The following is a 26800-nucleotide window of genomic DNA, read 5'->3' as shown; positions in this document are numbered from 1 at the left end:
GCGTGGACACATAACCGGACGACTCAACTCCCCCGTCGAAACAGGCAGGTTCCGGTTCACCGTGGCATCACGGTGGAATTAACTGTTTCCAATTGTTCGGAACTCCCCCTGGAAACGGGCCGCCCCTTTCTCGGCGTAACGCTCCGTAACGCGCGCGCAATACAACACCCCGACCCCCTCTTCGGCCGCGCCCGCTCCCGGGACCTTTCCGATCCCGCCCTCCCCGCCTGCGCCACGTCGACCGCACGATCTCGGCCATGGCCAACCGGAAGTGCGGGTTCTCAGAATGCGGACTTCGGAGAAAAACGGTCAAATCCGCCGAGATGACCCACCGGAGAAGCCGGGCATCCACCGCGTCATAACAAGAAAGTCACAAGCCGTCCCACGCCGCTGACCCTGCCTCCACACCGGGCTTAGAGTCACGGCCAGTCACCGCTCCATCGGGAGTTCGGTACCAGCGCGGCACTACCCCCCGACCAAGGGCGGGCCTGCCTGTGAAAGGACTGATCGTGCGACAGCGTTCCTTGGTGATTCTTACCTCCGTTCTGACGACCGGAGCTCTGACTCTCACCGCCTGCGGGTCCCGAGACGACAGCGGCGACAAGAGCGGAGACAGCGGCGGCACCACGCTGACCATCGGCGTCGACGCCCCCCTGTCCGGCGAGAACTCCACCACCGGCCTCGGCATCCAGTACGGCGCCCAGATCGCCGTCGACGACGCCAACAAGAACAACTGGGTCCCCGGCGTCAAGTTCAAGCTCAAAGCCCTGGACGACAAGGCGCAGCCCGCCACCGGCCAGTCCAACGCCACCAGCATCGTCGGCGACAAGACCGCCGTCGGCGCCGTCGGCCCCCTGAACTCCGGCGTCGCCCAGACGATGCAGCAGGTGTTCGCCTCCGCCAACATGGTCCAGATCTCCCCGGCCAACACCAACCCCGAGCTGACCCAGGGCAAGAACTGGCAGACGGACAAGAAGCGTCCCTACAAGACGTACTTCCGCACCGCCACCACCGACGAACTGCAGGGCAGCTTCGCCGCCGGCTACGCGTACAACGGCATGAAGAAGAAGAAGGCCTTCGTCGTCGACGACAAGCAGACCTACGGCGCCGGCCTCGCGAAGATCTTCGCCGAGCAGTACAAGAAGATGGGCGGCAAGGTCGTCGCCACCGACCACGTCAACACCGGTGACAAGGACTTCGGTTCACTCGCCACGAAGATCAAGAACTCCGGTGCCGACCTGGTCTACTACGGCGGCCAGTACGACGAGTCCGCGCTGATCACCAAGCAGCTCAAGGACACCGGCGCCAAGATCCCGCTGTTCGGCGGCGACGGCATGTTCGCCTCCACCTACATCGAGGCCGCCGGCAAGTCCTCCGAGGGCGACCTCGCCACCGCGATCGGCGTCCCCGCCGACACCCTGCCCGCCGCCAAGCAGTTCATCCAGACGTACAAGGACAAGGGCTACAAGGGCGACTACGGCGCCTACGGCGCCTACGCCTACGACGCCACCACCGCCATCATCAAGGCCGTCAAGGCCGCGGCCGACGCCAACGGCGGCAAGGTGCCCACCGACATCAACGACCTGCGCTCCAAGGTCGTCGACGGTGTCCAGAAGTCCGACTTCGAAGGCCTCACCGGCAAGATCTCCTTCGACGAGTACGGCGACACCACCAACAAGCAGCTGACGGTCTACCAGGTCGAGAAGGGTGCCTGGAAGGACGTGGAGACCGGCACCGCCGACCTGAAGTAGTCGGCCCGCCACAACGCCGCACCACGGGCCGCGCGGAAGGAAGACCCCGACCGCGCGGCCCGTTTCCACACCCCCCACAGCACACGACCACGCACACATCCAGTGCACACGACCACCAGCGACATGGAGGCCATGCGGTGAACACCCTGCCGCAGCAGCTGGCCAACGGGCTGCTCCTCGGCTCGATGTACGGGCTGATCGCCATCGGCTACACGATGGTGTACGGCATCGTCCAGCTCATCAACTTCGCGCACGGCGAGATCTTCATGACCGGGGCCTTCGGCGCCCTCACGGTCTACTTCTACATCCTGCCCGACGGCACCTCGATGGCCATCGCCGTACCGCTCATGCTCCTCGGCGGCGCCCTCGTGGCCATCCTCATCGCCGTCGGAGCGGAACGATTCGCCTACCGGCCACTGCGCGGAGCACCACGCCTGGCACCGCTCATCACCGCCATCGGCCTCTCCCTGGCCCTCCAGGAAGTCGTCCGCAACTTCTACCCCGGCGCCGACCGCGCCCGCGCCTTCCCCGGCCTCGACGCCACCCACGACATCGGCTCCATCACCATCAAGGACGCCGACATCTTCCTCATCCTCGCCGCCGTCGTCTGCATGGCCGCCCTCGCGATCTTCGTACGCCGCAGCCGCACCGGCCGCGCCATGCAAGCCACCGCGCAGGACCCCGACACCGCACAGCTCATGGGCATCGACACCAACCGCATCATCGTCATCGCCTTCGCCATCGGCGGCTTCTTCGCCGCCGTCGCCGCCGTCGCCTACGGACTCAAGTACGGCAACGTCGACTACCGCATGGGCTTCCTCATGGGCCTCAAGGCCTTCACCGCGGCCGTCCTCGGCGGCATCGGCAACATCTACGGCGCCATGCTCGGCGGCGTCGTCCTCGGCATCGCCGAAACCCTCGCCTCCGCCTACATCGACGAGATCCCCGGCATGCAGCAGCTCGGCGGACAAAGCTGGGCCAACGTCTGGGCCTTCTGCCTCCTCATCCTCGTGCTCCTCTTCAGGCCACAAGGCCTGCTCGGCGAGCGCGTCGCGGACAGGGCGTGACGACATGACCGAGACGACCAAAACCCCCGCCCCGGACGCCGCCCCCACCCCGACGCCCGCACCGCGCGGCCTCGTACCCCTGCCCGCAGCCGCCGCCCGCGCCCTCCTGCTCACCGGCGGCATCGCCACCACCGCCTCCGCATACCTCGCCTGGACCTGGACCGACGAGTTCCCCGGCGACCTCACCGTCAACGGCTACCCCGGCGGCCTGCAATGGCTCACCTTCACCGCCGGCATCCTCACCGCCCTCTTCGCCCTCGCCTCCTACGGCATCCGCGGCCTCGGCTGGCTCCTGCCCGCCCGCAACAACGCACCGCTCGTCCTCACCGCACTCGGCGGCTTCACCGTCACCTGGTTCACCGTCATCGCCATCAGCGCCAAGCTCGGCGGCGTCGTCAACCTCGAACCCGGCGGCTGGATCGCGGCCATAGCCTCCCTCCTGCCCGTCCTCGGCGCCTTCGCCCTCCCCCAGGAGCGCACCGCCACCGACGGCACCAAGGCAGCCCTCAAGGCCTACATCGCCAAGCCCGACCACATCCCCGCCCCCCAAGCCACCGCGCCCTGGATCCAGCGGGCCGTCATCACGGTCGTCACGATCATCGGCCTCGGCGTCTTCACCTACGGCATCGACACCGAATACGGCGAACTGTTCATCGGCTACCTCTTCGTGGTCACCTTCGCCATGTGGGCCGCGCACACCGCCGGCCTCATGGACCGGTTCTCCCACCTGGTCGCCGGCAACCGCAGCTTCACCCTCGCCATGGGCTTCGCCGCCGCCATCGCCTTCCCCTTCACCCAGACCGACGACCACTACGCCAACATCGGCGTCAACATCCTGATCTTCGGGACCGTCGCCCTCGGCCTCAACATCGTCGTCGGCCTCGCCGGACTCCTCGACCTCGGATACGTCGCCTTCCTCGGCGTCGGCGCCTACACCGCCGCCCTCGTCTCCGGCTCCGAGTTCTCCACCATCTCCGGCGTCCACCTGCCGTTCTGGGCCTCCGCCCTGGCCGGCGCCGCCGCCTCCCTGGTCTTCGGCGTCCTCATCGGCGCCCCGACCCTCCGCCTGCGCGGCGACTACCTGGCGATCGTGACGCTGGGCTTCGGAGAGATCTTCCGCATCGCCGTCAACAACATGGACGGCGACTCCGGACCCGACGTCACCAACGGCCCCAACGGCATCCCCGCCATCCCCGACCTGAACCTCTTCGGATTCAACTTCGGCCAGGCCCACGACATCGGCGGATTCACCCTCGGCCGCTTCGCCAACTACTACCTGCTCATGGTGCTGATCATGGCCATCGTGGTCCTGGTCTACACACGAGCGGCAGACTCCCGCATCGGCCGCTCCTGGATCGCCATCCGAGAAGACGAGACCGCCGCCACCGCCATGGGCATCAACGGCTTCCGCGTCAAACTCATCGCCTTCGCCCTCGGCGCCGCCCTGGCCGGCCTCGCCGGCACAGTCAGCGCCCACGTCACCTACAGCGTGGTCCCCACCCCGTACCAGTTCGCCGGCTCCACCCCGCCCAACTCCGCGTTCCTCCTGGCCGCCGTCGTCCTCGGCGGCATGGGCACCGTCGCCGGCCCCCTCCTCGGCGCCGCCCTGCTCTACCTGCTGCCCGAGAAGCTGGTGTTCCTCCAGGACAAGTCGCTCCTCGCCTTCGGTGTCGCGCTCATCCTCCTGATGCGCTTCCGCCCCGAAGGCATCATCGCCAACCGCCGGCGCCAGCTCGAATTCCACGAGACCGGCCAACTCGACGTACCAAAACAGACCACGCTGACCGACGAACCGGCCGTCACCAAGGCGGGGGCGTAACAACCATGACCACACCTGTACTCGAAGCACGCGACGTCACCATGCGCTTCGGCGGCCTCACCGCCGTCCGCTCCGTCGACTTCACCGTCAACGCCGGCGAGATCGTCGGACTCATCGGCCCCAACGGCGCCGGCAAAACCACCTTCTTCAACTGCCTCACCGGCCTCTACGTCCCCACGGAAGGCACCGTCTCCTACAAGGGCACGGTCCTGCCGCCCAAGCCCCACCTGGTCACCCAGGCCGGCATCGCCCGCACCTTCCAGAACATCCGCCTGTTCTCCAACATGACGGTCCTGGAAAACGTCCTCGTCGGCCGCCACACGCGCACGAAGGAGGGCCTCTGGTCCGCCCTGCTGCGCGGACCCGGCTTCAAGAAAGCCGAACGCGCCAGCGAGGAACGAGCCATGGAACTCCTCGAGTTCATCGGCCTCGCCCACAAGCGCGACCACCTGGCACGCAACCTCCCCTACGGCGAACAGCGCAAACTGGAGATCGCCCGGGCCATGGCAAGCGAGCCGGGCCTGCTCCTGCTCGACGAGCCGACCGCCGGCATGAACCCCCAGGAGACCCGGGCCACCGAAGAACTGGTCTTCGCCATCCGCGACAAGGGCATCGCCGTCCTCCTCATCGAGCACGACATGCGCTTCGTCTTCAACCTCAGCGACCGCGTCGCCGTCCTCGTCCAAGGCGAAAAGCTCGTCGAAGGCACCTCCGAGGTCGTCCAGGCCGACGAACGCGTCATCGCCGCCTACCTCGGCGAACCCTTCGAAGGCGACCCCGGCGAAGCCGAAGTCGCCGAGGTCGAAGCCGCAGAAGCCGCCGCGGAAGCAGCACCCAGCACCACCAGCAGCACCAAGGGAGAAGCCCAGTGACCGCACTCCTCGAGGTCGAAGACCTCCGGGTCTCCTACGGCAAGATCGAAGCCGTCAAAGGCATCTCCTTCAGCGTCGAAGCCGGCCAAGTCGTCACCCTCATCGGCACCAACGGCGCCGGAAAGACCACCACACTGCGCACCCTCTCCGGCCTGCTGAAGCCGACATCCGGAAAGGTCCTCTTCGACGGCAAGCCGTTGAGCGGAGTCCCCGCCCACAAGATCGTCGCCCTCGGCCTCGCCCACTCCCCCGAAGGCCGGCACATCTTCCCCCGCCTCACCATCGCGGAAAACCTCCAGCTCGGAGCGTTCCTCCGCAAGGACAAAGAAGGCATCGAGAAGGACATCCAGCGCGCCTACGACCTCTTCCCCATCCTCGGGGAACGCCGCAAGCAGGCCGCCGGAACCCTCTCCGGCGGCGAACAGCAGATGCTCGCCATGGGCCGCGCCCTGATGTCCCAGCCGAAACTGCTCATGCTCGACGAGCCCTCCATGGGCCTCTCCCCGATCATGATGCAAAAGATCATGGCGACGATCTCCGAGCTCAAGTCCCAGGGCACGACGATCCTCCTCGTCGAACAGAACGCCCAGGCGGCGCTCTCCCTGGCCGACCACGGCCATGTCATGGAGGTCGGCAACATCGTCCTCTCCGGCACCGGGCAGGACCTGCTGCACGACGAGTCCGTCCGCAAGGCCTACCTCGGCGAGGACTGACAAGCCGGACACGCGACGAGGCCCGCACCCCGGATGGGGTGCGGGCCTCGTGTGCTGCGCGGGGTTGATCAGCCCTTGTTCGACTTCTTCTCCTCGGCGTCCTCGATGACCGCCTCCGCGACCTGCTGCATCGACATGCGCCGGTCCATCGACGTCTTCTGAATCCACCGGAAGGCGTTCGGCTCCGTCAGCCCGTACTCCGTCTGAAGAATCGACTTCGCCCGGTCCACCAGCTTCCGCGTCTCCAGCCGAAGCGTGAGGTCAGCGACCTCCTTCTCCAGCTCCCTCAGCTCCGTGAACCGCGACACGGCCATCTCGATCGCCGGCACGACATCCGTCTTGCTGAACGGCTTCACCAGGTAGGCCATGGCACCCGCGTCCCGGGCCCGCTCCACGAGGTCACGCTGCGAGAACGCCGTCAGCATCAGCACCGGCGCGATGCTCTCCTCGGCGATCTTCTCGGCCGCGGAGATACCGTCCATCTTCGGCATCTTCACGTCCAGAATCACCAGGTCCGGGCGATGCTCGCGGGCCAGCTCCACGGCCTGCTCACCGTCCCCGGCCTCACCGACGACGGTGTACCCCTCCTCCTCCAGCATCTCCTTGAGATCGAGCCGGATCAGGGCCTCGTCCTCGGCGATGACGACACGGGTCGTCAGCGGAGGCACGTGCGACTTGTCGTCATCGGGCACGTCAACAGGCTGGGGCGACTCGGGGGCGCTCACGTGGGCTCCTCGTTACGGGGCAGGGCCGTTCTGCTCCCAAGAGCGTACCTAGCTGCAGCGTCATGCGGTCACCCGGTACACTTCCCACAGTTCCACAGCCTGCCCGGTTGGAGGAATCTGGTCAGACTCGCGGTGCTCAAACCACCGTGCCTTCGGGCATGTGGGTTCGAATCCCACACCGGGCACAACATCAAAAAGCGGAGGATCACGTTCGCGTGGTTCTCCGCTTTTTGCTACCCAGGGTCGCGTTTGGTGACACAGAGTGTCTGCATGTTCCCTCATGGCACTGAAGTACGACAGAAGGCCCTTACACAGCTGCGCGGCGGCGCGAGGAACGCGGACGTGGCCCGCGACCTCAGAGTGCCGCTGGGCACGATCGGCTACTGGAAGCACCTGGACCGGGCGCAGCGCGGCGAGTGCCCCGGCAGGCACGACCCAAGATGCCCCCGATGCGACGGACGGGAACTCGACGAGCCCGCCTACTCCTATCTGCTCGCCCTTTACCTCGGCGATGGCCATGTCAGCCACTACTCAGAGCACCGCGTACCCAACCTCATGATCACCTGCACGGAGTCATGGCCCGGCCTCATGGACGAATGCGAACGGGCCATGCGTACGGTCTTCCCCGAGAACTCCGTCTGCCGCGTCCGCAAGACCGGCTGCCGCAACGTGAAGGTCTACTCGAAGCACCTGCATTGCCTCTTCCCGCAGCACGGCCCCGGCAAGAAGCACGAACGCCTCATTGCCCTCGAACCCTGGCAGCAAGCCATTGTCGACGCCCACCCCTGGCAGTTCATCCGAGGGCTCATCCACTCCGACGGCTGCCGGATCACCAACTGGACGACCCGCATGGTCGCCGGCGAGCGCAAGCGCTACGAGTATCCCCGGTACTTCTTCACCAACGTCTCCGACGACATCCGGCGGCTCTACACCGACACCCTGGACAAGCTCGGTGTCGAGTGGACGCACTGCACCCGCAACGGCAACCCGTTCAACATCTCTGTCGCCCGCAAAGCCTCCGTAGCCCTCATGGACGCCCACATCGGCCCCAAATACTGACGGCTACTCGGCGATGTGGTGCACCCGGACCAGGTTCGTCGAGCCGGAGACGCCGGGAGGGGAGCCTGCCGTGATGACGACCGTGTCGCCCTTGCGGCAGCGGCCGTAGCGCAGAAGGAGTTCGTCGACCTGGTCGACCATCGCGTCCGTGGAGTCGACGCAGGGGCCGAGGAACGTTTCCACGCCCCAGGTGAGGCTGAGCTGGGAGCGGGTGGCCTGGTCGGGGGTGAAGGCGAGGAGGGGGATCGGGGAGCGGTAGCGGGAGAGGCGGCGGGCGGTGTCGCCGGACTGGGTGAAGGCGACCAGGAATTTCGCGCCGAGGAAGTCGCCCATCTCCGCTGCGGCTCGGGCTACGGCGCCGCCTTGGGTGCGGGGTTTGTTGCGTTCGGTGAGCGGCGGGAGGCCTTTTGCCAGGATGTCTTCTTCGGCCGCTTCGACGATGCGGGCCATGGTGCGGACCGTTTCGATGGGGTGTTTGCCGACGCTGGTCTCGCCGGAGAGCATCACGGCGTCGGTGCCGTCGATGACGGCGTTGGCGACGTCGGAGGCTTCTGCTCGGGTGGGGCGGGCGTTGTCGATCATCGAGTCGAGCATCTGGGTGGCGACGATGACGGGTTTGGCGTTGCGCCTGGCGAGTTTGATGGCGCGTTTCTGGACGATGGGGACCTGTTCGAGTGGCATTTCGACGCCGAGGTCTCCGCGGGCGACCATGATGCCGTCGAATGCGGCGACGATTTCTTCGATGTTCTCGACGGCCTGGGGTTTTTCGATTTTGGCGATGACGGGGAGGCGGCGGCCTTCTTCGTCCATGATGCGGTGGACGTTTTGGATGTCGCGGCCGGTGCGGACGAAGGAGAGGGCGATGATGTCGGCGCCGGTGCGCAGGGCCCAGCGGAGGTCGTCTTCGTCTTTTTTGGAGAGGGCGGGGACGGAGACGGCGACGCCGGGGAGGTTGAGGCCCTTGTGGTCGGAGATGACGCCGCCTTCTACGACCTTCGTGTGGACGCGGGGGCCGTCGGTTTCGGTGACTTCGAGGCAGACCTTGCCGTCGTCGACGAGGATGCGTTCGCCGGGGGTGACGTCGGTGGCGAGGCCGGCGTAGGTGGTGCCGCAGATGTGGCCGTTGCCTTCGATGCCTTCTTCGACGGTGATGGTGAAGGTGTCGCCGCGTTCAAGGAGTACGGGGCCTTCGGTGAAGTGGCCGAGTCGGATTTTCGGGCCTTGAAGGTCGGCGAGGACGCCGACGCTGCGGCCGGTCTCGTCGGCGGCTTTGCGTACCCGGTGGTAGCGCTCCTCGTGTTCGGCGTGGTCGCCGTGGCTGAGGTTGAATCGGGCTACGTCCATTCCTGCGTCGACCAGGTCTTTGATCTGGTCGTAGGAGTCGGTGGCGGGGCCCAGTGTGCAGACGATCTTTGCTCGGCGCATAGGGGTGAGCCTATGAGTTACCGGCCGGTAGAGAATTGGTCGTGAGTGACTACTCAACAGACTTTGAATGAAGCGCTATGGCCAAGTGTTGAATTGTGCGGCGGGGTGCTCTGATGAGCGCCAGGAATCTCTGCGGCAGGAATCTCTCGGTCGCGTTTTCGAAATGACCCCCGGGAATCCGGCTACAGCCGCGGTGGCACCATCGTGAAGCGGGCGTTGATCTGGGCGTGGACGCGCTGGCGTTGAGGTTCGAGGTCGAGGGGTGCCGCGGCGGTGTCCTCGGTGCCGGCGTAGGCGGCGGAGCGCATGCGGCCGGGGGCCTGGGGGTAGGCCGGCGGGGCGTTCTCGGCGCCGATGTCGGCGAGTTCGACGAGGGCGGAGAGGGTGGTGTCGAGTGCTTCGGCGTATTCGCGGGCGCGCTGGACGGCTTCTCGTACGGCCTTTTTCCTGGCTTCGCGGTGAGCGGGTGAGTCGGGGCGCAGGGCCCACCAGGGGCCGTCGACGCGGGTGAGTTCGAGGTCGGCGAGGCGGGTGGTGAGTTCGCCGAGGGCGGTGAAGTCGGTGAGTTCGGCGGTGACGTGGACGCGGCCGTGGTAGGTGCGGATGCGTTCGCCGCGTCCGTGTTTGGTGAGTTCGGGTGTGATGGAGAAGGCGCCGGTCTCCAGGCGTTCGACGGCGTCGCCGTAGGACTTGACGAGGTCGAGGACGCCTGTGTTGCGGCGGGTGAGGTCGTCGAGGGCGGAGCGCCGGTCGCGGCCGCGGGCGGCGACGGTGATGCCGATGCGGGCGATTTCCGGGTCGACTTCGAGGCGGGCTTCGCCGCAGACGGCGATGCGGGGGGCGTCGGGTGTGCCGTAGGGGACGGCGGGCTGGGGGGCGTCTTCGGTGGGGGCGGTCATACGCCCCACTCTGTCATGTTGTGGCTGGCCGGAGGCGTGGAGTTGGTGGGCTGAGTCATCTAATCGCAACCTGGCGGGGCTGTTGCGGCCGGTCATGACCGGGTCAGAATCTACGCGCGTTATCTACGCGCGTCGTTCAAGATTCCGCAGTCGTTCACAGATTCCGCAAGGGGAGCCAGACATGCCGTTGAACCGCCGGAAGTTCCTGGGGAAGTCCGCCGTGACCGGGGCGGGGGTGGCGCTGGCCGGTGCGGTGTCGGCGCCGGGTGCGCAGGCGGCCGAGGGGCGCGGCGGTAAGCAGCGCGAGAAGCGGTACGCGTTCACCGTGATGGGGACGACGGACCTGCACGGCAATGTCTTCAACTGGGACTACTTCACGGACAAGGAGTTCGACGACAAGGACCACAACGACATCGGTCTGGCGAAGGTCTCCACCCTGGTGAACCAGGTCCGTGAGGAGAAGGGCCGCCGCAACACGCTGCTCATCGACGCGGGCGACACGATCCAGGGCACGCAACTGTCGTACTACTACGCGAAGGTCGACCCGATCACGGCCAAGGGCGGCCCGGTGCACCCGATGGCGCAGGCCATGAACGCCATGGACTACGACGCGGCGGCGCTCGGCAACCATGAGTTCAACTACGGCATTCCGGTGCTGCGGAAGTTCGAGCAGCAGTGCCGTTTCCCGCTGCTGGGTGCGAACGCGCTGGACGCGAAGACGCTGCGGCCGGCGTTCGCGCCGTACAGCATGCACCGGTTGCGTACGCCGTTCGGGCGGGATGTGAAGGTGGCGGTGCTGGGGCTGACCAACCCGGGGATCGCGATCTGGGACAAGGCGAACGTGCAGGGGAAGATGACGTTTCCGGGTCTGGAGGAGCAGGCGGCGAAGTGGGTGCCGAGGCTGCGGTCGATGGGTGCGGACGTGGTGATCGTGTCGGCGCACAGTGGTTCGTCGGGGACGTCTTCGTACGGTGATCAGTTGCCGTACATCGAGAACGCGGCGGGGCTCGTCGCCGAGCAGGTTCCCGGCATCGACGCGATTCTGGTCGGGCACGCGCACACGGAGATCTCGGAGTACTTCGTCACGAACAAGAAGACCGGTAAGCAGGTGGTGCTGTCGGAGCCGTTGAAGTGGGGGCAGCGGCTGACGCTGTTCGACTTCGAGCTGGTGTGGGCGAAGGGCTGCTGGAAGGTCGAGAAGGTGGGCGCGAAGGTCCTGAACTCCAACATGGTGGAGGAGGACCCGAAGATCACGAGGCTGCTCACCGACGAGCACGAGAAGGTCGTGGCGTACGTCAACCAGGTCATCGGTACGAACGCGGCGGAGATGACGTCGGCCGAGGCGCCGTTCAAGGATGTGCCGATCATCGATCTGATCAACCACATCCAGGCGGACACGGTGAAGCAGGCGCTGGCGGGTACGGAGCATGCCTCGTTGCCGGTGCTGTCGCAGGCGGCGTGTTTCTCGCGCAGTGCGCGGATCCCGGCGGGTGAGGTGACGATCCGGGACGTGGCGGGTCTGTATGTCTTCGAGAACACGCTGGAGGCGCGTCTGATGACGGGTGCGCAGATGAAGGCGTATCTGGAGTTCTCGGCGAACTATTTCGTGCAGACGGCGCCGGATGCGCAGGTGGATCCGGCGAAGCTGACGAACGCGAACGGTACGCCGGACTACAACTACGACGTGGTGAGCGGTCTTGCGTATGAGATCGATATCGCGAAGCCGGCGGGTTCGCGGGTGACGAATGTGCGGTTCGGGGGGCAGCCGCTCGCGGATGACGCGAAGTTCGTGTTCGCGGTGAACAACTACCGGGCCAACGGTGGCGGGAACTTCCCGCATGTCGCCGCGTCGAAGCTGCTGTGGTCGAACTCGGACGAGATCCGCAACACCATGATCGCCTGGGTGAAGGCGAAGGGGTCGGTCGATCCGGCCGAGTTCGCGGCGGTGGACTGGAAGCTCACGCGGAACGGCACGCCTGTCTTCTAGGGCCTTTCAGGGGCTGTGTCACCTTCGGTCCACCAGCGGGGTCAGTGCCGGTGCCTCTCGGGCCGGCGGGACCTGCTGCCGTTGTGTGAGGCCGAAGGTTGTGAAGGCGGTGCGGCGCGGCAGGGCGTACGCCTCCCTGCCGGTCAGGGAGTTGAGGATGATGGCGCTGCGCCAGGCGGCGAGGCCGAGGTCGGGGGCGCCGACGCCGTGGGTGTGGGTCTCGGCGTTCTGGACGTATGCGGTGCCGGTGACGGACGGGTCGAGGACGAGGCGGTAGTCCTCGTCGATGCGGGGGCGTTCGCGGTTGTCGCGGCGCAGGTAGGGGTCGAGTCCGGCGAGGACGCGGTCGAGGGGGCGTTCGCGGTAGCCGGTGGCGAGGACGACGGCGTCGGTGGTGAGGCGGGAGCGGCTGTCCTGCCGGCCGTGTTCGAGGTGGAGTTCCACCTGGGTGGTCGCGACGCGGCCGGCGGTGCGGACGTTCACGCCGGGGGTGAGGACGGCGTCGGGCCAGCCGCCGTGGAGGGTGCGGCGGTAGAGCTCGTCGTGGATGGCGGCGACGGTGGCGGTGTCGATGCCTTTGTGGAGCTGCCACTGGCCGGTGAGGAGCCGGTCGCGGGTGTTTTCGGGCAGGGCGTGGAAGTAGCGGGTGTGGTCGGGGGTGAAGTGCTCCAGGCCGAGCTTGGAGTACTCCATGGGCGCGAAGGCCTCGGTGCGGCCGAGCCAGTGGAGTTTCTCCTGGCCGGCGGGTTTGTTGCGGAGGAGGTCGAGGAAGATCTCGGCGCCGGACTGTCCGATGCCGACGACGGTGACGTGTTCGGCGGCGAGGAGGGTGGCGCGGTGGTCGAGGTAGTCGGCGGCGTGGACGACGGGGACGCCGGGTGCTTGGGCGAGGGGCTTGAGGGGTTCGGGGACGTACGGTTCGGTGCCGATGCCGAGGACGACGTTGCGGGCGTAGGTGCGGCCGAGGGCTTCGGCTTCTCCGTCGGTGTCGAGTTGGGTGAAGTCGATTTCGAAGAGGTCGCGTTCGGGGTTCCAGCGGACGGCGTCGACCTGGTGGCCGAAGTGGAGGCCGGGGAGGCTTTCGCCGACCCAGCGGCAGTAGGCGTCGTATTCGGCGCGCTGGATGTGGAAGCGTTCGGCGAAGTAGAAGGGGAAGAGTCGCTCGCGGGACCTGAGGTAGTTGAGGAAGGTCCAGGGGCTGGTGGGGTCGGCGAGGCTCACGAGGTCGGCGAGGAAGGGGACCTGGATGGTGGCGCCCTCGATGAGCAGGCCGGAGTGCCAGCCGAAGGCGGGGCGCTGGTCGTAGAAGACGGTGTCGAGTTCGCCGAGCGGGTGGGCGAGGGCGGCGAGGGAGAGGTTGGCGGGGCCGATGCCGATGCCGACGAGGTCGCGGGGTGTGTGGGGCTCGTGGTGCGGGTGGGGCGTCGGGGCGGGGTCGGGGGTGTGTGCGGGGTTCATCGGGGGGTGTTTCCTTCCACGAGGGTGGCTCGGCGTGTTGCCACGAGGTGCAGCAGGGCGGCCAGGTCGTCGGGCCCGGTGGCGGGGTTGAGGAGGGTGGCCTTGAGCCAGAGCCGGCCGTCGAGGCGGGTTCGGCCGAGGACGGCGCGGCCTTCGGTGAGGAGTGCGCGGCGTAGGGCGGCGACGGTGGTGTCGGTGGCGCCCTCGGGTCGGAACAGCACGGTGCTGATGACGGGCGGGGCGTGGAGTTCGAAGCCGGGGTGGTCGTGGACGAGGGCGGCGAACTCGCGGGCTCGGGCGCAGACCTGGTCGACGAGGGTGCCGAGGCCGGCGCGGCCGAGGGTTTTGAGGGTGACGGCGAGTTTGAGGACGTCGGGGCGGCGGGTGGTGCGCAGGGACCGGTCGAGCAGGTCCGGGAGGCCGGCCTCGGTGTCGTCGGGGGCGTTGAGGTAGTCGGCGCGCTGCCGCAGGGCGGTGAGGTCGCGGGGGTCCTTGACGGCGAGGAGGCCTGCGGCGATGGGTTGCCAGCCGAGTTTGTGCAGGTCGAGGGTGATGGTGTGGGCGGCGTCGAGTCCGGTGAGCGCGGTGCGGTGCCGGGTGCTGAACAGGAGGCCTCCGCCGTAGGCGGCGTCGATGTGCAGCCGGGCGCCGCGGGCCGCGCAGCGGGTGGCGATCTCGGGCAGTGGGTCGATGAGGCCGGCGTCGGTGGTGCCGGCGGTGGCGGCGACGAGCAGCGGGCCGGGGAGGCGGGTGAGGGTCTGGTCGAGCGCGGCGGGGTCGAGGGTCCCGGCCGGGGCGGGTACGACGACGGGCCGGGGCAGTCCGAGCAGCCAGGCGGCTCGCGTGAGTGAGTGGTGGGCGTTGGCCCCGCACACCAGCCGTACGGTGCCGCCGTGCGCCTCCCGGGCGAGGAGCAGGGCGAGTTGGTTGGACTCGGTGCCGCCGGTGGTGATGAGGGAGTCGGGGGTCGCGTCGCGCCGGTAGATCTCCCGGGCCAGCGCTCCCGTCACGAGCGTTTCCAGCTCCGATGCCGCCGGGGCCTGGTCCCAGGAGTCGAGGGACGGGTTGAGGGCGGAGGCGGCGAGGTCGGCTGCCGCGGCGACGGCGAGGGACGGGCAGTGGAGGTGGGCGGCGCACAGGGGGTGTGCGGGGTCGGCGGCGCCTTCGGCGAAGGCATGGACCAGGGCGCGCAGGGCGTGTGGGTCGCCCTGGTCGGGGAGGATCTCTCCCGCCGTTTCGCGCACGTGGGCCGCGACCGCCTGCGGTCCGCCAGCCGGCAAGGGTCCGCCGCGCGCCCGGGCGCCGGCGTCCAGCGCTTCGAGGACGGTGTCGAGCAACGGCCGCAGGGCGGGTGGGCCTTCGGGGCCTGAGGCGAGGGGCGGCGTGCTCATGGGCATCCTCCGGGGAGCGGGGCGTCGCGCCCGTGAAGCCCAACGACCGGACCCGGGTGGAGGTACTTCCGTACGGGAGAACCTGTTGGGGTCCGGCCGTCTCAACCCCTGGGAGGAGTGCGGCGCCAGGGACGTGCCCGGCGCCGGCCGTCCTACGGTCGCGGGACCTGCCGCACCCGCAATGCCCGCTTCAGGTCGTCCAGTTGGTCGACGAGCTTGCGGTGCAGGGCCGGGATCGGTTCGGCGTCGCGCAGGCGCTCCTGGCCCAGGCGGAGGTGGTCGGCGTCGACCGCGTGGGCGGGGAAGGCCGAGCGGCCGACGGCGGTGGCGATGGCGGGGCCGCGGCGTTCGGCGACGGCCACCGCGTCGGTGTAGTAGCGCGGCACGTAATCGCGTACCAGGTCGGCCTGTTCGGGCTGCCAGAAGCCGGCGGCGGTGGCGGTGAAGAGGTAGTTGGACAGGTCGTCGGTGCCGAACATCGTCTGCCAGGCGCGGGCCTTGGCCTCCGGGTCGGGCAGGGCGGCCCGGCAGTGGGCGGCGCCTTCCTGGCCGGTGGCGCTGGGGTCGCGTTCCAGTTCGGCGGTGATGGCGGCCTCGTCGGTGGCGCCGAGGACGGCGAGCCGGGCGAGGACGCGCCAGCGCAGTTCGGGGTCGAGTTCCGGGCCGCCGGGGACGGTGCCGTCGGCGAGCCAGGCGGCGATGGTGTCGGGGTGGGCCGCGACGTCGATGCGGTGGCGTACGGCGATCAGGCGCAGGCCGGGGTTGTCGCCGTCCTCGGTGCGGCGGATGAGGTCGCGGCACAGGTCGGAGAGGGTGGCGAGCGCGGCGGGGCGTTCCTCGGGGGTGAGGTAGTGGTCGGTGATGTACGTGGACGCGAAGGCGAGGACGCCTTGGACGACGGCGAGGTCGGTCTCGAGCGGGAGGTGGGCCCTGGCGGTCTCCAGGTAGGCGGCGGGGGCCAGTTCGCCGTCGCGGACGGCGTCGCGCAGGGCGTTCCAGACGACCGCGCGGGTGAGCGGTTCGGGCAGGCCGGACAGCTCCTTGCGGATCGTCTCGAAGGACTCGGGGTCGAAGCGGACCTTGGCGTAGGTCAGGTCGCCGTCGTTGAGGAGGAGCAGGGCCGGGCGCTTGCCGAGGGGGTGGGCGTCGTCGCGCGGCAGGTCCAGGTGAAGGCGTTCGCGCAGGGCGAGGTGGCCGCCGTCGTCGCCGAGGTCCCGGTCGTAGAGGCCGACGGCGATGTGGTGGGGGCGGCTGCCGGCGTGGTCGACGGTGAGGGCGCAGGTGCCGTTTTCGCCGGGGGCGATCTGGGGGGTGAGGGTGTCGACGCCGGTGGTGCGCAGCCAGGCGTCGGCCCAGGCGTGGACGTCGCGCTCGGTGGCGCCGGCGAGGGAGTCGATGAAGTCGGCGAGGGTGGCGTTGCCGAACTTGTGCCGGGCGAAGTGGGTGTTGATGCCGGCGAGGAAGTCCTTCTCGCCGAGCCAGGCGACCAGTTGCCGCAGGGCGCTGGCGCCCTTGGCGTAGGAGATGCCGTCGAAGTTGAGGAGTGCGGAGGCGGTGTCGTCGACGGCTTCGGGGGCGACGGGGTGGGTGGAGGGGCGCTGGTCGGCGTCGTAGCCCCAGGACTTGCGGGTGACGCCGAAGTCGGTCCAGGTGTCGGCGTAGCGGGTGGCTTCGGTGAGGGTCTGGTAGCCCATGTACTCGGCGAAGGACTCGTTCAGCCAGATGTCGTCCCACCACTTGAGGGTGACGAGGTCGCCGAACCACATGTGGGCCATCTCGTGGGCGATGACCATGGCGCGGGTCTGGCGTTCGGTGTCGGTGACGGCGGAGCGGTAGACGAACTCGTCGCGGAAGGTGACGAGGCCGGGGTTCTCCATGGCGCCGGCGTTGAACTCGGGGACGAAGGCCTGGTCGTAGGAGTCGAAGGGGTAGGGCTCGTCGAACTTCTCGTGGTAGCGGTCGTAGCAGGCGCGTGTGACGTCGAGGAGTTCGTCGGCGTCGGCGTCCAGGTAGGGGGCGAGGGAGCGGCGGCAGTGCAGGCCGAAGGGCAGGCCGCGGTGTTCGGTGCGTACGGAGTGCCAGGGGCCGGCGGCGACGGCGACGAGGTAGGTGGAGATCAGTGGTGTGGGGGCGGCCTTCCATACGCCGTCGGTGTGTTCGGTGATGCCGTTGGCGAGGACGGTCCAGCCGTCGGGGGCCTGGACGGACAGTTCGAAGACGGCTTTGAGGTCGGGCTGGTCGAAGGCGGCGAAGACGCGCTGGACGTCGTCGAGGAAGAGCTGGGTGTAGACGTAGGTCTCGCCGTCGGTGGGGTCGGTGAAGCGGTGCATGCCCTCGCCGGTGCGGGAGTAGCGCATGAGGGCGTGTACGCGCAGTTCGTGCTCGCCGGGGGTGAGGTTCTTCAGGGGGAGCCGGTTGCCGTCGAGGGTTTCCGGGTCCAGGGGGTGTCCGTCGAGGGTGACGGAGCGCAGCTCGTCCGGCCTGACCTCGACGAAGGTGTCTCCGTCGGTGCGGGCGCTGAACCTGATCAGGGTGCGGGAGTCGAAGGTCTCGTCGCCGGTGGTCAGGTCGAGTTCGATCGTGTAGCGGTGCACGTCGAGGAGCTCTGCTCGGGTCTGCGCTTCGTCGCGCGTCAGTACGGACATGCGTGACATGCTGCCTGATGGCACCGGCAAGGCACAGGGGCGGATCGGTACGTGCCCAATGTCCGGTCTAGGTGCGGTCTTTTTCCAGCTCCCCGGCGTGCGCCCCCACGGGCCGTTGGGTCGGTACGCGCGCGTCGGGATGCGGCAGGGCGGGGCGCGCGGGGTGCGCTACGGCCTCGGTGTGCTCCTGTGCGAGGGCGCGCAGCCGGCGCACTTCCCGTTCCAGGGCGAGGTGGCGTTGCTGGGCGTCGTAGAGGTAGCGGACCTTGGTGCGCAGGGCCCAGGGGTCCACGGGTTTCATGACGAGGTCGGCGACGCCGAGGCGGAAGGCGGTGGTGGTCAGTTCGTGGTCGGCGCCGAAGCCGGTCAGCAGGATCACCGGGATGTGCTGGGTCTGTTCGACGCGCCGCATGTAGCGCACGACTTCCAGGCCGCTGACGCCGGGCATGCGCACGTCGAGCAGCAGCAGGCCGACCTGGCCGCGGAGCACCTGCTTGAGCGCCTCGTCGCCGCTGGTGGCCCGGCCGAGCAGATAGCCCAGCGGGGCCAGGGCGCTCTCCAGTGCGTAGAGCGTGTCCTCGTGGTCGTCGACGATGAGGATCCTGGTATCCGACGGCATGGCCCGACGCCCCTCCCTCGTGGAGGACCAGAGTAAGTCCGGGACACTGACGCGCAGTGCTCGTCATTTGACATGCTGTGCACAGCGCAGCATGCCCGGCGCGGGCCGCCGTGTCACTCCCCCCGGGGGAGATGCCGAGGTCAGTGGCCGCCGGGCGCCGAGCCGTTGAGGGTCTCGTCGGCGATGCGCTCGTGATGGCGGATGACCTCGGCGACGATGAAGTTCAGGAACTTCTCAGCGAAGGCCGGGTCCAGTTTGGCGTTCTCGGCGAGGGTGCGCAGCCGGTCGATCTGGCGGGCCTCGCGGGCCGGGTCGGCGGGCGGCAGCTGGTGCCTGGCCTTGAGGTGGCCGACCTGCTGGGTGCACTTGAAGCGCTCGGCGAGCATGTGGACGACGGCCGCGTCGATGTTGTCGATGCTGTCGCGCAGCCGGGCGAGCTCCTCGCGGACGGCGGCGTCGACGTCACCGGTGCCGGTGTTGCTGGTGGTCATAGGGCGTCAGCCTACGGGGATCACTCCGGACGGCCGTATGTCGTCTCACCCTTCGGCTGGGCTGATCCGTTTGTGGAAGTAGACGTCCTCGTGTCCGCCGGGCACGCCCTGGATGCGGGCCCGTTCCCGGTAGCCGAGCCGGGGGTAGAAGCCGGGCGCCTGGAAGCTGTAGGTGGAGACGATCATGTCGGTGCAGCCGCGCCGGGCCGCCTCGGTCTCCGCCGCGCGCATCAGCCGGCCGCCCCAGCCGGCGTGCCGCTGGTCCTCCCGCACCCAGAGCATGTCCACGGAGCAGAGGCTGCCCCAGGTCCAGGCGGTGAGGCCGCCGATCAGCTCGTCTCTCTCGTCGGTGACGCGGACGGAGAGGGGCTCGGTGACGGCGCCGTCGGCGGAGGCGGTGTTGAAGGCGGTCAGTTCCTCGTCGAGCCGCTCTTCGAGGTCGTCGTCCTGGCCGCCCACCCGGAGCTCGGCGGCGACGGTGCGCTGTTCGCTGGTCACGGCCGGGATTCTGCCGGCGGGGTACGGGCGGGACGACCGGTTTTCGCGGCGGCGGCGCAGGCCCGGGGCGTCACACTTTCGTACAGTGGAACCGGGTTCTGGGGCGTCTTGGGGGTGAGGCGTGGCGAACGACGGGCCGGTCGAGCACGGCTACCCGCATCTGGAGACGGTGCGGGCCGCCATCACGGCGTTGTACAAGCGTCTGTCGTACGACACGATCCAGACGTTCGAGACCAGCGTGGTCCCGGCCGATGTGGCGTTCTGCGACACCGACGACCTGTATCTGGGGGCGCAGCGGGTGGCGCAGGAGCTGGTGCGGCACTACCGGCTTCCGGACGCCCGGCTGATCGTGAGCTTCCGGGAGATGCGGCACGCGGCGAACGTCGAGCTCGCGGCCGGGCCGGAGTACTTCGTGGAGCTGAACGACCGGTTCCGTACACATCGCAGGGACATCGGGGCGGCCCTCGCGCACGAGGTGATGCATGTGTACCTGCACCGCCTGGACCTGTCCTTCCCGGGCGTCCGGGACAACGAGATCCTGACGGACACGGCGACGACGTATCTGGGGGCGGGCTGGCTGCTGCTGGACGCGTTCCGGGAGGACGGGGCGTCGTCGCAGAAACTGGGGTATCTGACGCCGGAGGAGTTCGGGTACGTGCTGGCCAAGCGGGCACTGGTCTTCGGGGAGGACCCGTCGGTGTGGTTCACCAGCGCTCAGGCGTACACGGCGTATGTGAAGGGGATGGAGCTGGCCCGGCGCGATGAGCGGCAGCCGCCGTTGACGGCGGCGGGGTGGGCGGGGCGGCGGCGGTATGCCCGGGACCGGCGGCATGCGGCGGGGGCCGGGGGGACGGGGCCGGGGGTGCGGTACGCGTTCTCCCCTGACGGGGGTGGGCGGTTGCGGGTGTCGTTTCCCTGTCCGACCTGTCACCAGCGGATCAGGGTGCCAGTGCGGGGGCGGGTTCGGGCGCGGTGTGCGTTGTGCCGGAGTGTGCTGGAGTGCGACACGTAGGTGTGTGCGGGTGGGCGGGTGCGCGGGTGTGTGCGGGTGCGCGGGTGTGTGCGGGTGCGCGGGTGTGTGCGGGGGGGGCTCCGCCCCCAGACCCCCGGCTATGCCCACCCGCCGCCCGAATCGGTTGGGAAAGAGGTGCCCTCGCGCCCCCCTACGCCCCGTAGACGGCCCCGGGCTCTCCCGCCTCCGCCAGCAGCTTCCGTGCCGCCTCCCCCGCCTCCGCCGGGCTCCACCGCCCGCCCCTGTCCGTGCTCGGCCCCGGCCGCCACCCCTCCATCACCGTGATCCGGCCCCCCTCCGCCTCGAAGACGCGGCCCGTCACGCCGGCGCTCGCGGCCGAGCCGAGCCAGACGACCAGGGGGGAGACGTTCTCCGGGGCCATCGTGTCGAAGCCCGAGTCGGGTGCCGCCATGGTGTCGGCGAAGGTGTGCTCCGTCATCCGGGTCCGGGCGGCGGGGGCGATCGCGTTGGCCTGGACGCCGTAGCGGTGCAGTTCGGCCGCCGCGACGAGTGTCAGGGCGACGATCCCGGCCTTCGCGGCGCTGTAGTTGCCCTGTCCGACGGAGCCCAGCAGACCGGCGCCGCTGCTGGTGTTGACGACGCGGGCCTCGGGCCGGCGGCCCGCCTTGACCTCGGCCCGCCAGTGCGCGGCGGCGTGCCGCAGGGGCAGGAAGTGGCCCTTGAGGTGGACGCGTATGACGGCGTCGAAGTCGTCCTCGTCGAGGTTGACCAGCATCCGGTCGCGCAGGAAGCCCGCGTTGTTGACGAGCGTGTCGAGCCGCCCGTACGTCTCCAGGGCGGTCCGGATCAGGGAGGCGGCGCCCTCGGTCGTGGCGATGTCGCCGGAGTGCTGCACGGCCTCGCCGCCCGCCGCGCGGATCTCCTGGGCGACCAGGGCTGCCGGGCTGCCGGGGCCGGTTGTGTCCTGGGCTCCGGATGTGCCGTCGAGGCCGACGCCGAGGTCGTTGACGACGAGCCGGGCGCCCTCGGCGGCGTACGCGAGTGCGTGCGCGCGGCCGAGCCCCCGTCCGGCGCCGGTGATGACGACGACCCGGCCGTCGCAGAGTGCGCTCATGTCACAGCTCCTTGTTCGCGGTCGCGGCGTCCAGGAAGGCGGGGCGCTCCCCGCCCCCGTGGACGAACAGGCTCGCGCCGCTGATGTAGGCGGCCGCGTCGGAGGCGAGGAACACCGCGGCCGCGCCGACATCGGACGGCTCGGCGAGACGGCCGAGCGGGACGGTGCGGGAGACGGCGGCGACGCCGTCCCGGTCGCCGTAGTGGAGGTCGGACAGCTCGGTGCGGACCATGCCCACGACGAGGGTGTTGACCCGGATGCCGGGCGCCCACTCCACGGCCATCGAGCGGGCGAGGCTCTCCAGGCCCGCCTTGGCGGCACCGTAGGCGGCGGTGCCGGGCGAGGGGCGGCTCCCGCTGACACTGCCGATCATGACGATCGAGCCCTTGGCGCGCCGCAGGTGGTCGTACGCGGCGAGGGACACGGTCAGGGGGGCGACCAGGTTGAGCTCCACCACGCGCGCGTGCCGCTCGGCGTCGGCCGCGGTGAGCAGCCGGTGCGGTGCGCCGCCCGCGTTGTTGACCAGGACGTCCATGCGGGGCAGGCCGGCGAGGACGCGGCGGACCGCCTCGGGGTCACGGACGTCCAGCGGCACGAACTCGGTCCCGGGCTGCGGCACTTCCGGGGGCCGGCGGGCGCAGACCACGACCTTCGCACCGGCCCGCACGAAGGCGCGCGCGATGCCGGCGCCCACGCCCCGGGTGCCGCCCGTGACGACGGCGACCTTCCCGTCCAGCTCCATGCGCTGCTACCTTTCCACCTAACAAACGTTTGGTGGAAAGGTAGCTGATGCGGCCATGGGTGTCTCCACCTCGTGCGTGGAAAAAGGCATAGCCGTTGTCACGGTCGGCTTCCCTCCGGTGAACGCGCTGCCGGTGGCCGGCTGGTTCGCGCTGGCCGAGGCCGTGCGGGCGGCCGGACGCGACCCGGAGGTGCGGTGCGTGGTGCTGACGGCCGAGGGGCGCGGGTTCAACGCGGGTGTGGACATCAAGGAGATACAGCGGGACGGGAACAGCGCGTTGATCGGCGCCAACCGCGCCTGCGCCGAGGCCTTCGCGGCCGTGTACGACTGCGCGGTGCCGGTCGTGGCGGCGGTACGGGGCTTCTGCCTGGGCGGCGGCATCGGCCTCGTGGGGAACGCGGACGCGATCGTGGCGAGCGAGGACGCGGTGTTCGGGCTGCCCGAGCTGGACCGGGGCGCCCTGGGCGCGGCCACGCATCTGGCCCGGCTGGTCCCGCAGCACCTGATGCGTGCCCTGTACTACACCTCGCGCACGGTGGGCGCGGCCGAGCTGCACGCGCACGGCTCGGTGTGGCGGGTCGTACCGCGCGAGGAACTGACGGCCGCCGCACTGGAGCTGGCGCGCGAGATCGCCGCGAAGGACGGGCAGCTGCTGCGCCTGGCCAAGGCGGCCATCAACGGCATCGATCCGGTCGACGTGCGCCGCAGCTACCGCTTCGAGCAGGGTTTCACCTTCGAGGCGAACCTCAGCGGCGTGGCCGACCGGGTGCGGGCCGGCTTCGGGAAGGAGAAGGAGGGTGGGTAGGTGAGCGACAAGACGATGACCGCCGACGAGGTCGTCTCCCGTCTGCACAGCGGCATGACCCTCGGCATCGGCGGCTGGGGCTCGCGCCGCAAGCCGATGGCCCTGGTCAGAGCGCTGCTGAGGTCGGAGATCACCGATCTCACCGTCGTCTCGTACGGCGGCCCGGACGTGGGCGTGCTGGCCGCCGCCGGGCGCGTCCGGAAGCTGGTCGCGGCCTTCGTCACCCTCGACTCGATCCCCCTGGAGCCGCACTACCGCGCGGCCCGCGAGCGGGGGGCCTTCGAACTGACGGAGGTCGACGAGGCGATGTTCATGTGGGGGCTGCGCGCGGCGGCGAACCGGCTGCCGTTCCTGCCGGTGCGCGCCGGGCTCGGTTCGGACGTGATGCGGGTCAACCCGGACCTGCGGACGGTCACTTCGCCCTACGAGGACGGGGAGACGTTCGTCGCGATGCCCGCCCTGCGGCTCGACGCGGCCCTGGTGCACGTCAACCGCGCGGACCGGTCGGGCAACGGCCAGTACCTGGGCCCCGACCCCTACTTCGACGACCTGTTCTGCGAGGCGGCGGACACGGCGTACGTCAGCTGCGAACGGATCGTCGACACGGCCGAGCTGACGAAGGCGGGCCCGCCTCAGACCCTGCTGATCAAGCGTCACACGGTCACCGGTGTCGTCGAAGCTCCGAACGGGGCTCACTTCACGTCCTGCGCGCCCGACTACGGCCGGGACGAGGCCTTCCAGAAGACCTACGCGACCACTCCCTGGCCGGAGTTCGCGGCCCGGTTCCTCGCCGCGGACGAGCAGGCGTACCAGTCGGCCGTACGGGAGGGGACATGACCGGACCCACCCGCGCCGAGTACTGCGTGATCGCCTGTGCCGAGGCCTGGCGGGGAGACGGCGAGGTGCTCGCCAGTCCCATGGGGCTGATCCCCTCCGTCGGCGCCCGGCTCGCCCGGCTCACCTTCGCGCCCGACCTGCTGCTGACCGACGGCGAGGCGGCGCTGGTCCGCCCGGACGGGACAGCGGAGGGCTGGCTGCCGTACCGGCAGCATCTGGCCTGGGTCACCGGCGGGCGGCGGCACGTGATGATGGGCGCGAGCCAGATCGACCGGTTCGGCAACCAGAACATCTCCTGCATCGGGGAATGGGAGCGGCCGAGGCGGCAGTTGCTCGGGGTGCGCGGCGCGCCGGTCAACACGCTCAACAACCCGACGAGTTACTGGATCCCGAGGCACTCCCGGCGGGTCTTCGTCGAGCGGGTCGACATGGTCTGCGGGGTGGGCTACGACCGTGCGGCCGGGGCGCGGCACCACCGCATCCCGCGGGTCGTCTCCGACCTGGGCGTCTTCGACTTCGCCACCCTCGACCGCTCGATGCGGCTGGCCTCGCTGCACCCGGGGGTCACGGTGGCCGAGGTCAGGGAGGCGACGGGCTTCGAGCTGGCCGTCCCGGACGAGGTGGCCACGACCCGTGCGCCGAGCGCCGAGGAACTGCGGCTGATCCGTGAGGTCGTCGACCCGGCCGGGACCCGTGCCCGGGAGGTCGCCTCGTGAGGGAGACGGCGCTGACCCGGCTGACCGGTGTCCGTCACCCCGTCGTGCAGACCGGGATGGGCTGGGTGGCGGGCCCGCGTCTGGTCAGCGCCACGGCGAACGCCGGTGCCCTCGGCATCCTGGCCTCCGCGACGATGACGCCCGACCAGCTGCGCGCGGCCGTACGGGAGGTCCGGGCCCGCACCGAGGCGCCGTTCGGGGTGAATCTGCGCGCCGACGCGGCGGACGCCGGGGACCGTGTCCGGATCCTGGTCGAGGAGGGCGTACGGGTCGCCTCCTTCGCCCTGGCCCCGTCCCGGGAGCTGATCGGCGAGCTCAAGGAGGCCGGCGTGGTCGTCATGCCGACCGTGGGGGCGCGGCGGCACGCCGAGAAGGTCGCGGCGTGGGGCGCGGACGCGGTGCTCGTGCAGGGCGCGGAGGGCGGCGGGCACACCGGTGAGGTGGCGACGACGGTGCTGCTGCCGCAGGTGGTGGACGCCGTGGACATACCGGTCGTGGCGGCGGGCGGGTTCTTCGACGGACGCGGGCTGGTCGCGGCCCTGGCCTACGGGGCGGCGGGCATCGCCATGGGCACACGGTTCCTGCTCACCTCGGACTCGACCGTGCCGGACGCGGTGAAGGCGCGGTATCTGGCCGCGACGGTGCGGGATGTGACGGTGACGAGAGCCGTCGACGGGCTGCCGCACCGCATGCTGCGGACGGAGTTCGTCGGTGCCCTGGAGCGGGCGGGGCGGACACGCGCGTTGCTGCGGGCGCTGCGCCACGCGTCCGGATTCCGTCGGCTGTCGGGCACGACCTGGCGCGGGATGCTGAGGGACGGCCTCGCCCTGAGGCACGGCAAGGACCTGTCGTGGAGTCAGGTGCTGCTCGCCGCGAACACGCCGATGCTGCTGAGGGCCGCGATGGTCGACGGCCGTACGGACCTGGGAGTGATGGCGTCCGGGCAGGTCGCCGGGGTGGTCGACGACCTGCCGTCGTGCGCGGAGCTGGTGGAGCGGATCATGGAGGAGGCGGACGAGACGCTGACGCGGCTCAGAGCCGCTCGATGATCGTCACATTGGCCTGTCCGCCGCCCTCGCACATGGTCTGCAGGCCGAACCGGCCGCAGGTGCGCTCCAGTTCGTGCAGCAGGGTGGTCATCAGCTTCACGCCGGTCGCGCCGAGCGGATGGCCCAGGGCGATGGCCCCGCCGTTGACGTTGACCCTGTCCGGGTCGGCGCCGGTCTCCTTCTGCCAGGCCAGGACGACCGGGGCGAAGGCCTCGTTGATCTCGACGAGGTCGATGTCGTCGATGGTCATGCCGGTCTTCTTCAGGGCGTGGGCGGTGGCCGGGATCGGGGCGGTGAGCATGCGGATCGGGTCCTCGCCGCGCACCGAGAGATGGTGCACGCGCGCGCGTGGGGTGAGCCCGTGGTCGCGCACGGCCTGCTCGGAGGCCAGCAGCATCGCCGCCGCCCCGTCGGAGACCTGCGAGGAGCAGGCGGCGGTGATCGTGCCGCCGTCGAGGACGGGTTTGAGTCCGGCCATCTTCTCCAGGGAGGTGTCCCGGCGGGGGCCCTCGTCGGTCGTCATCTGCTCATATGGCACGGTCTCGCGGTCGAAGCGGCCCTCGTCGATCGCCCGGACCGCCCGCTGGTGGGAGCGCAGGGCGAACTCCTCCTGGTCGCGGCGGCTGATCCCCCACTTCGCGGCGATCATCTCGGCGCCCACGAACTGGTTCACGGGCTTGTCCCCGTACCGCGCCCGCCAGCCGAGGCTGCCGGCGAACGGCCCCTGCGTCAGCCCCAGGGGTTCGGCGGCCTGCCGGGTGGCGAAGGCGATGGGGATCATCGACATGTTCTGCACTCCGCCGGCGACCACCAGGTCCTGGGTGCCGGACAGCACGGCCTGTGCCGCGAAGTGCACGGCCTGCTGCGAGGAGCCGCACTGCCGGTCGACGGTCACGCCCGGCACCTCCTCGGGCAGTCCGGCCGCCAGCCAGCAGGTCCGGGCGATGTCCCCGGCCTGCGGGCCCACGGCGTCCAGACAGCCGAGCACGACGTCCTCCACGGCGGCCGGGTCGACGCCCGAGCGGCGCATCAGCTCGCCCAGGGCGTGCGCGCCGAGGTCGGCCGGATGGACCGCGCTCAGCCCTCCCCCGCGCCGCCCGACGGGCGTCCGCACCGCTTCGACGATGTAGGCCTCGGCCATGACA

The 26800-nt window shown here is 69.8% G+C and carries 24 protein-coding genes and 1 tRNA gene; 13 read left to right on the top strand and 12 right to left on the bottom strand.

What is annotated here, in order from left to right; genetic code table 11:
* Positions 1–524 precede the first annotated feature (524 nt).
* From ACFZBT_RS20100 to ACFZBT_RS20080, 5 genes are all read left to right on the top strand, one after another.
* Positions 525–1751, top strand: a complete 1227-nt coding sequence (locus ACFZBT_RS20100; protein WP_391105329.1) for an ABC transporter substrate-binding protein — start codon at positions 525–527, stop codon at positions 1749–1751.
* Positions 1752–1888: 137 nt separating this feature from the next.
* Positions 1889–2818, top strand: coding sequence for a branched-chain amino acid ABC transporter permease (locus ACFZBT_RS20095; protein WP_391105198.1), 930 nt, complete (start codon positions 1889–1891; stop codon positions 2816–2818).
* Between the two features lie 4 nt (positions 2819–2822).
* Complete coding sequence (locus tag ACFZBT_RS20090; RefSeq protein ID WP_391105196.1) at positions 2823–4637, top strand: branched-chain amino acid ABC transporter permease; 1815 nt, start codon at positions 2823–2825, stop codon at positions 4635–4637.
* Positions 4638–4642: 5 nt separating this feature from the next.
* A complete protein-coding gene (locus tag ACFZBT_RS20085) occupies positions 4643–5509 on the top strand; it encodes an ATP-binding cassette domain-containing protein (protein WP_391105194.1) in 867 nt (288 codons plus the stop codon).
* Positions 5506–6222 (top strand): ATP-binding cassette domain-containing protein, encoded by a 717-nt coding sequence (locus ACFZBT_RS20080; RefSeq protein WP_391105192.1) that lies wholly within the window; start codon positions 5506–5508, stop codon positions 6220–6222. The genes ACFZBT_RS20085 and ACFZBT_RS20080 overlap by 4 nt, the downstream gene beginning before the upstream one ends.
* A 68-nt stretch (positions 6223–6290) precedes the next feature.
* Here ACFZBT_RS20080 and ACFZBT_RS20075 read toward each other — a convergent pair whose 3' ends face one another.
* Positions 6291–6947, bottom strand: a complete 657-nt coding sequence (locus ACFZBT_RS20075) for a response regulator (protein WP_391105190.1) — start codon at positions 6945–6947, stop codon at positions 6291–6293.
* A 101-nt stretch (positions 6948–7048) separates the two neighbouring features.
* Here ACFZBT_RS20075 and ACFZBT_RS20070 point away from each other — a divergent pair.
* Positions 7049–7132 (top strand) — tRNA-Leu (locus tag ACFZBT_RS20070).
* Between the two features lie 85 nt (positions 7133–7217).
* Positions 7218–8006, top strand: a complete 789-nt coding sequence (locus ACFZBT_RS20065) for a helix-turn-helix domain-containing protein (protein WP_391105188.1) — start codon at positions 7218–7220, stop codon at positions 8004–8006.
* A gap of 3 nt (positions 8007–8009) precedes the next feature.
* Here ACFZBT_RS20065 and pyk read toward each other — a convergent pair whose 3' ends face one another.
* Together pyk and ACFZBT_RS20055 are read right to left on the bottom strand one after the other, a co-directional pair.
* Positions 8010–9431 carry a pyruvate kinase gene (gene pyk / locus ACFZBT_RS20060; protein WP_391105186.1) on the bottom strand — a complete coding sequence of 474 codons (1422 nt, stop codon included), beginning with the start codon at positions 9429–9431 and terminating at the stop codon, positions 8010–8012.
* A 182-nt stretch (positions 9432–9613) separates the two neighbouring features.
* A complete protein-coding gene (locus ACFZBT_RS20055) occupies positions 9614–10330 on the bottom strand; it encodes an SIMPL domain-containing protein (protein ID WP_391105184.1) in 717 nt (238 codons plus the stop codon).
* 181 nt (positions 10331–10511) lie between these two features.
* Here ACFZBT_RS20055 and ACFZBT_RS20050 point away from each other — a divergent pair, with 181 nt between their 5' ends.
* The gene (locus ACFZBT_RS20050; RefSeq protein WP_391105182.1) at positions 10512–12317 is read left to right on the top strand and encodes a 5'-nucleotidase C-terminal domain-containing protein; all 1806 of its coding nucleotides are present in this window, start codon (positions 10512–10514) and stop codon (positions 12315–12317) included.
* 18 nt (positions 12318–12335) lie between these two features.
* On the opposite strand, the gene ACFZBT_RS20045 is transcribed toward ACFZBT_RS20050, so the two are convergent.
* From ACFZBT_RS20045 to ACFZBT_RS20020, 6 genes are all read right to left on the bottom strand, one after another.
* Entirely contained in the window at positions 12336–13775 is a 1440-nt protein-coding gene (locus ACFZBT_RS20045) for a SidA/IucD/PvdA family monooxygenase (protein ID WP_391105180.1), read from the bottom strand.
* Complete coding sequence (locus ACFZBT_RS20040) at positions 13772–15166, bottom strand: aminotransferase class V-fold PLP-dependent enzyme (RefSeq protein WP_391105178.1); 1395 nt, start codon at positions 15164–15166, stop codon at positions 13772–13774. Before ACFZBT_RS20040 ends, ACFZBT_RS20045 begins: the two co-directional genes overlap by 4 nt.
* 152 nt (positions 15167–15318) lie before the next feature.
* On the bottom strand, positions 15319–17811 hold the full coding sequence (pepN, locus tag ACFZBT_RS20035) for an aminopeptidase N (protein WP_391105176.1): 2493 nt from the start codon (positions 17809–17811) through the stop codon (positions 15319–15321).
* A 67-nt stretch (positions 17812–17878) separates the two neighbouring features.
* Entirely contained in the window at positions 17879–18430 is a 552-nt protein-coding gene (locus ACFZBT_RS20030; RefSeq protein WP_391105174.1) for a response regulator, read from the bottom strand.
* Positions 18431–18570: 140 nt separating this feature from the next.
* Entirely contained in the window at positions 18571–18921 is a 351-nt protein-coding gene (locus ACFZBT_RS20025) for a chorismate mutase (protein WP_391105172.1), read from the bottom strand.
* 45 nt (positions 18922–18966) lie between these two features.
* Positions 18967–19419, bottom strand: coding sequence for a GNAT family N-acetyltransferase (locus ACFZBT_RS20020; RefSeq protein WP_391105170.1), 453 nt, complete (start codon positions 19417–19419; stop codon positions 18967–18969).
* 121 nt (positions 19420–19540) lie between these two features.
* On the opposite strand from ACFZBT_RS20020, the gene ACFZBT_RS20015 reads away from it, so the two are divergent.
* Positions 19541–20431 carry a hypothetical protein gene (locus ACFZBT_RS20015; RefSeq protein ID WP_391105168.1) on the top strand — a complete coding sequence of 297 codons (891 nt, stop codon included), beginning with the start codon at positions 19541–19543 and terminating at the stop codon, positions 20429–20431.
* A 151-nt stretch (positions 20432–20582) separates the two neighbouring features.
* Here ACFZBT_RS20015 and ACFZBT_RS20010 read toward each other — a convergent pair whose 3' ends face one another.
* Positions 20583–21506, bottom strand: coding sequence for an SDR family oxidoreductase (locus ACFZBT_RS20010; RefSeq protein ID WP_391105166.1), 924 nt, complete (start codon positions 21504–21506; stop codon positions 20583–20585).
* Position 21507: 1 nt separating this feature from the next.
* Positions 21508–22248 carry an SDR family oxidoreductase gene (locus ACFZBT_RS20005; protein ID WP_391105164.1) on the bottom strand — a complete coding sequence of 247 codons (741 nt, stop codon included), beginning with the start codon at positions 22246–22248 and terminating at the stop codon, positions 21508–21510.
* A 55-nt stretch (positions 22249–22303) separates the two neighbouring features.
* Between ACFZBT_RS20005 and ACFZBT_RS20000 the strand changes: the two genes are divergently transcribed.
* Genes ACFZBT_RS20000 through ACFZBT_RS19985 form a run of 4 tightly spaced genes read left to right on the top strand, consistent with a single transcriptional unit; the run spans position 22304 to position 25655 of the window.
* The gene (locus tag ACFZBT_RS20000; protein ID WP_391105162.1) at positions 22304–23053 is read left to right on the top strand and encodes an enoyl-CoA hydratase family protein; all 750 of its coding nucleotides are present in this window, start codon (positions 22304–22306) and stop codon (positions 23051–23053) included.
* On the top strand, positions 23054–23890 hold the full coding sequence (locus tag ACFZBT_RS19995; protein WP_391105160.1) for a CoA-transferase: 837 nt from the start codon (positions 23054–23056) through the stop codon (positions 23888–23890).
* A complete protein-coding gene (locus tag ACFZBT_RS19990) occupies positions 23887–24606 on the top strand; it encodes a CoA-transferase (protein ID WP_391105158.1) in 720 nt (239 codons plus the stop codon). Before ACFZBT_RS19995 ends, ACFZBT_RS19990 begins: the two co-directional genes overlap by 4 nt.
* Entirely contained in the window at positions 24603–25655 is a 1053-nt protein-coding gene (locus ACFZBT_RS19985; protein WP_391105156.1) for a nitronate monooxygenase, read from the top strand. Before ACFZBT_RS19990 ends, ACFZBT_RS19985 begins: the two co-directional genes overlap by 4 nt.
* Here ACFZBT_RS19985 and ACFZBT_RS19980 read toward each other — a convergent pair.
* On the bottom strand, positions 25639–26796 hold the full coding sequence (locus ACFZBT_RS19980; RefSeq protein WP_391105154.1) for an acetyl-CoA C-acetyltransferase: 1158 nt from the start codon (positions 26794–26796) through the stop codon (positions 25639–25641). The two genes, ACFZBT_RS19985 and ACFZBT_RS19980, sit on opposite strands and share 17 nt — an antisense overlap.
* Positions 26797–26800: the final 4 nt, after the last annotated feature.

Source organism: Streptomyces sp. NPDC008137, assembly GCF_042957035.1.
GTDB lineage: Bacteria > Actinomycetota > Actinomycetes > Streptomycetales > Streptomycetaceae > Streptomyces.
The sequence above is the reverse complement of the archived record's forward strand: the minus strand, read 5'-3'. Positions and strand labels throughout refer to the sequence as shown.

What these genes read in the sequence shown, in the direction of transcription:
- ACFZBT_RS20090 (WP_391105196.1), top strand. Translation starts at nt 2,823, where the DNA reads ATGACCGAGACGACCAAAACCCCCGCCCCGGACGCCGCCCCCACCCCG.
- ACFZBT_RS20085 (WP_391105194.1), top strand. Translation starts at nt 4,643, where the DNA reads ATGACCACACCTGTACTCGAAGCACGCGACGTCACCATGCGCTTCGGC.
- ACFZBT_RS20065 (WP_391105188.1), top strand. Translation starts at nt 7,218, where the DNA reads ATGTTCCCTCATGGCACTGAAGTACGACAGAAGGCCCTTACACAGCTG.
- pyk (WP_391105186.1), bottom strand. Translation starts at nt 9,431, where the DNA reads ATGCGCCGAGCAAAGATCGTCTGCACACTGGGCCCCGCCACCGACTCC.
- ACFZBT_RS20055 (WP_391105184.1), bottom strand. Translation starts at nt 10,330, where the DNA reads ATGACCGCCCCCACCGAAGACGCCCCCCAGCCCGCCGTCCCCTACGGC.
- ACFZBT_RS20050 (WP_391105182.1), top strand. Translation starts at nt 10,512, where the DNA reads ATGCCGTTGAACCGCCGGAAGTTCCTGGGGAAGTCCGCCGTGACCGGG.
- ACFZBT_RS20045 (WP_391105180.1), bottom strand. Translation starts at nt 13,775, where the DNA reads ATGAACCCCGCACACACCCCCGACCCCGCCCCGACGCCCCACCCGCAC.
- ACFZBT_RS20040 (WP_391105178.1), bottom strand. Translation starts at nt 15,166, where the DNA reads ATGAGCACGCCGCCCCTCGCCTCAGGCCCCGAAGGCCCACCCGCCCTG.
- pepN (WP_391105176.1), bottom strand. Translation starts at nt 17,811, where the DNA reads ATGTCCGTACTGACGCGCGACGAAGCGCAGACCCGAGCAGAGCTCCTC.
- ACFZBT_RS20030 (WP_391105174.1), bottom strand. Translation starts at nt 18,430, where the DNA reads ATGCCGTCGGATACCAGGATCCTCATCGTCGACGACCACGAGGACACG.
- ACFZBT_RS20025 (WP_391105172.1), bottom strand. Translation starts at nt 18,921, where the DNA reads ATGACCACCAGCAACACCGGCACCGGTGACGTCGACGCCGCCGTCCGC.
- ACFZBT_RS20010 (WP_391105166.1), bottom strand. Translation starts at nt 21,506, where the DNA reads ATGAGCGCACTCTGCGACGGCCGGGTCGTCGTCATCACCGGCGCCGGA.
- ACFZBT_RS20005 (WP_391105164.1), bottom strand. Translation starts at nt 22,248, where the DNA reads ATGGAGCTGGACGGGAAGGTCGCCGTCGTCACGGGCGGCACCCGGGGC.
- ACFZBT_RS20000 (WP_391105162.1), top strand. Translation starts at nt 22,304, where the DNA reads ATGGGTGTCTCCACCTCGTGCGTGGAAAAAGGCATAGCCGTTGTCACG.
- ACFZBT_RS19990 (WP_391105158.1), top strand. Translation starts at nt 23,887, where the DNA reads ATGACCGGACCCACCCGCGCCGAGTACTGCGTGATCGCCTGTGCCGAG.
- ACFZBT_RS19980 (WP_391105154.1), bottom strand. Translation starts at nt 26,796, where the DNA reads ATGGCCGAGGCCTACATCGTCGAAGCGGTGCGGACGCCCGTCGGGCGG.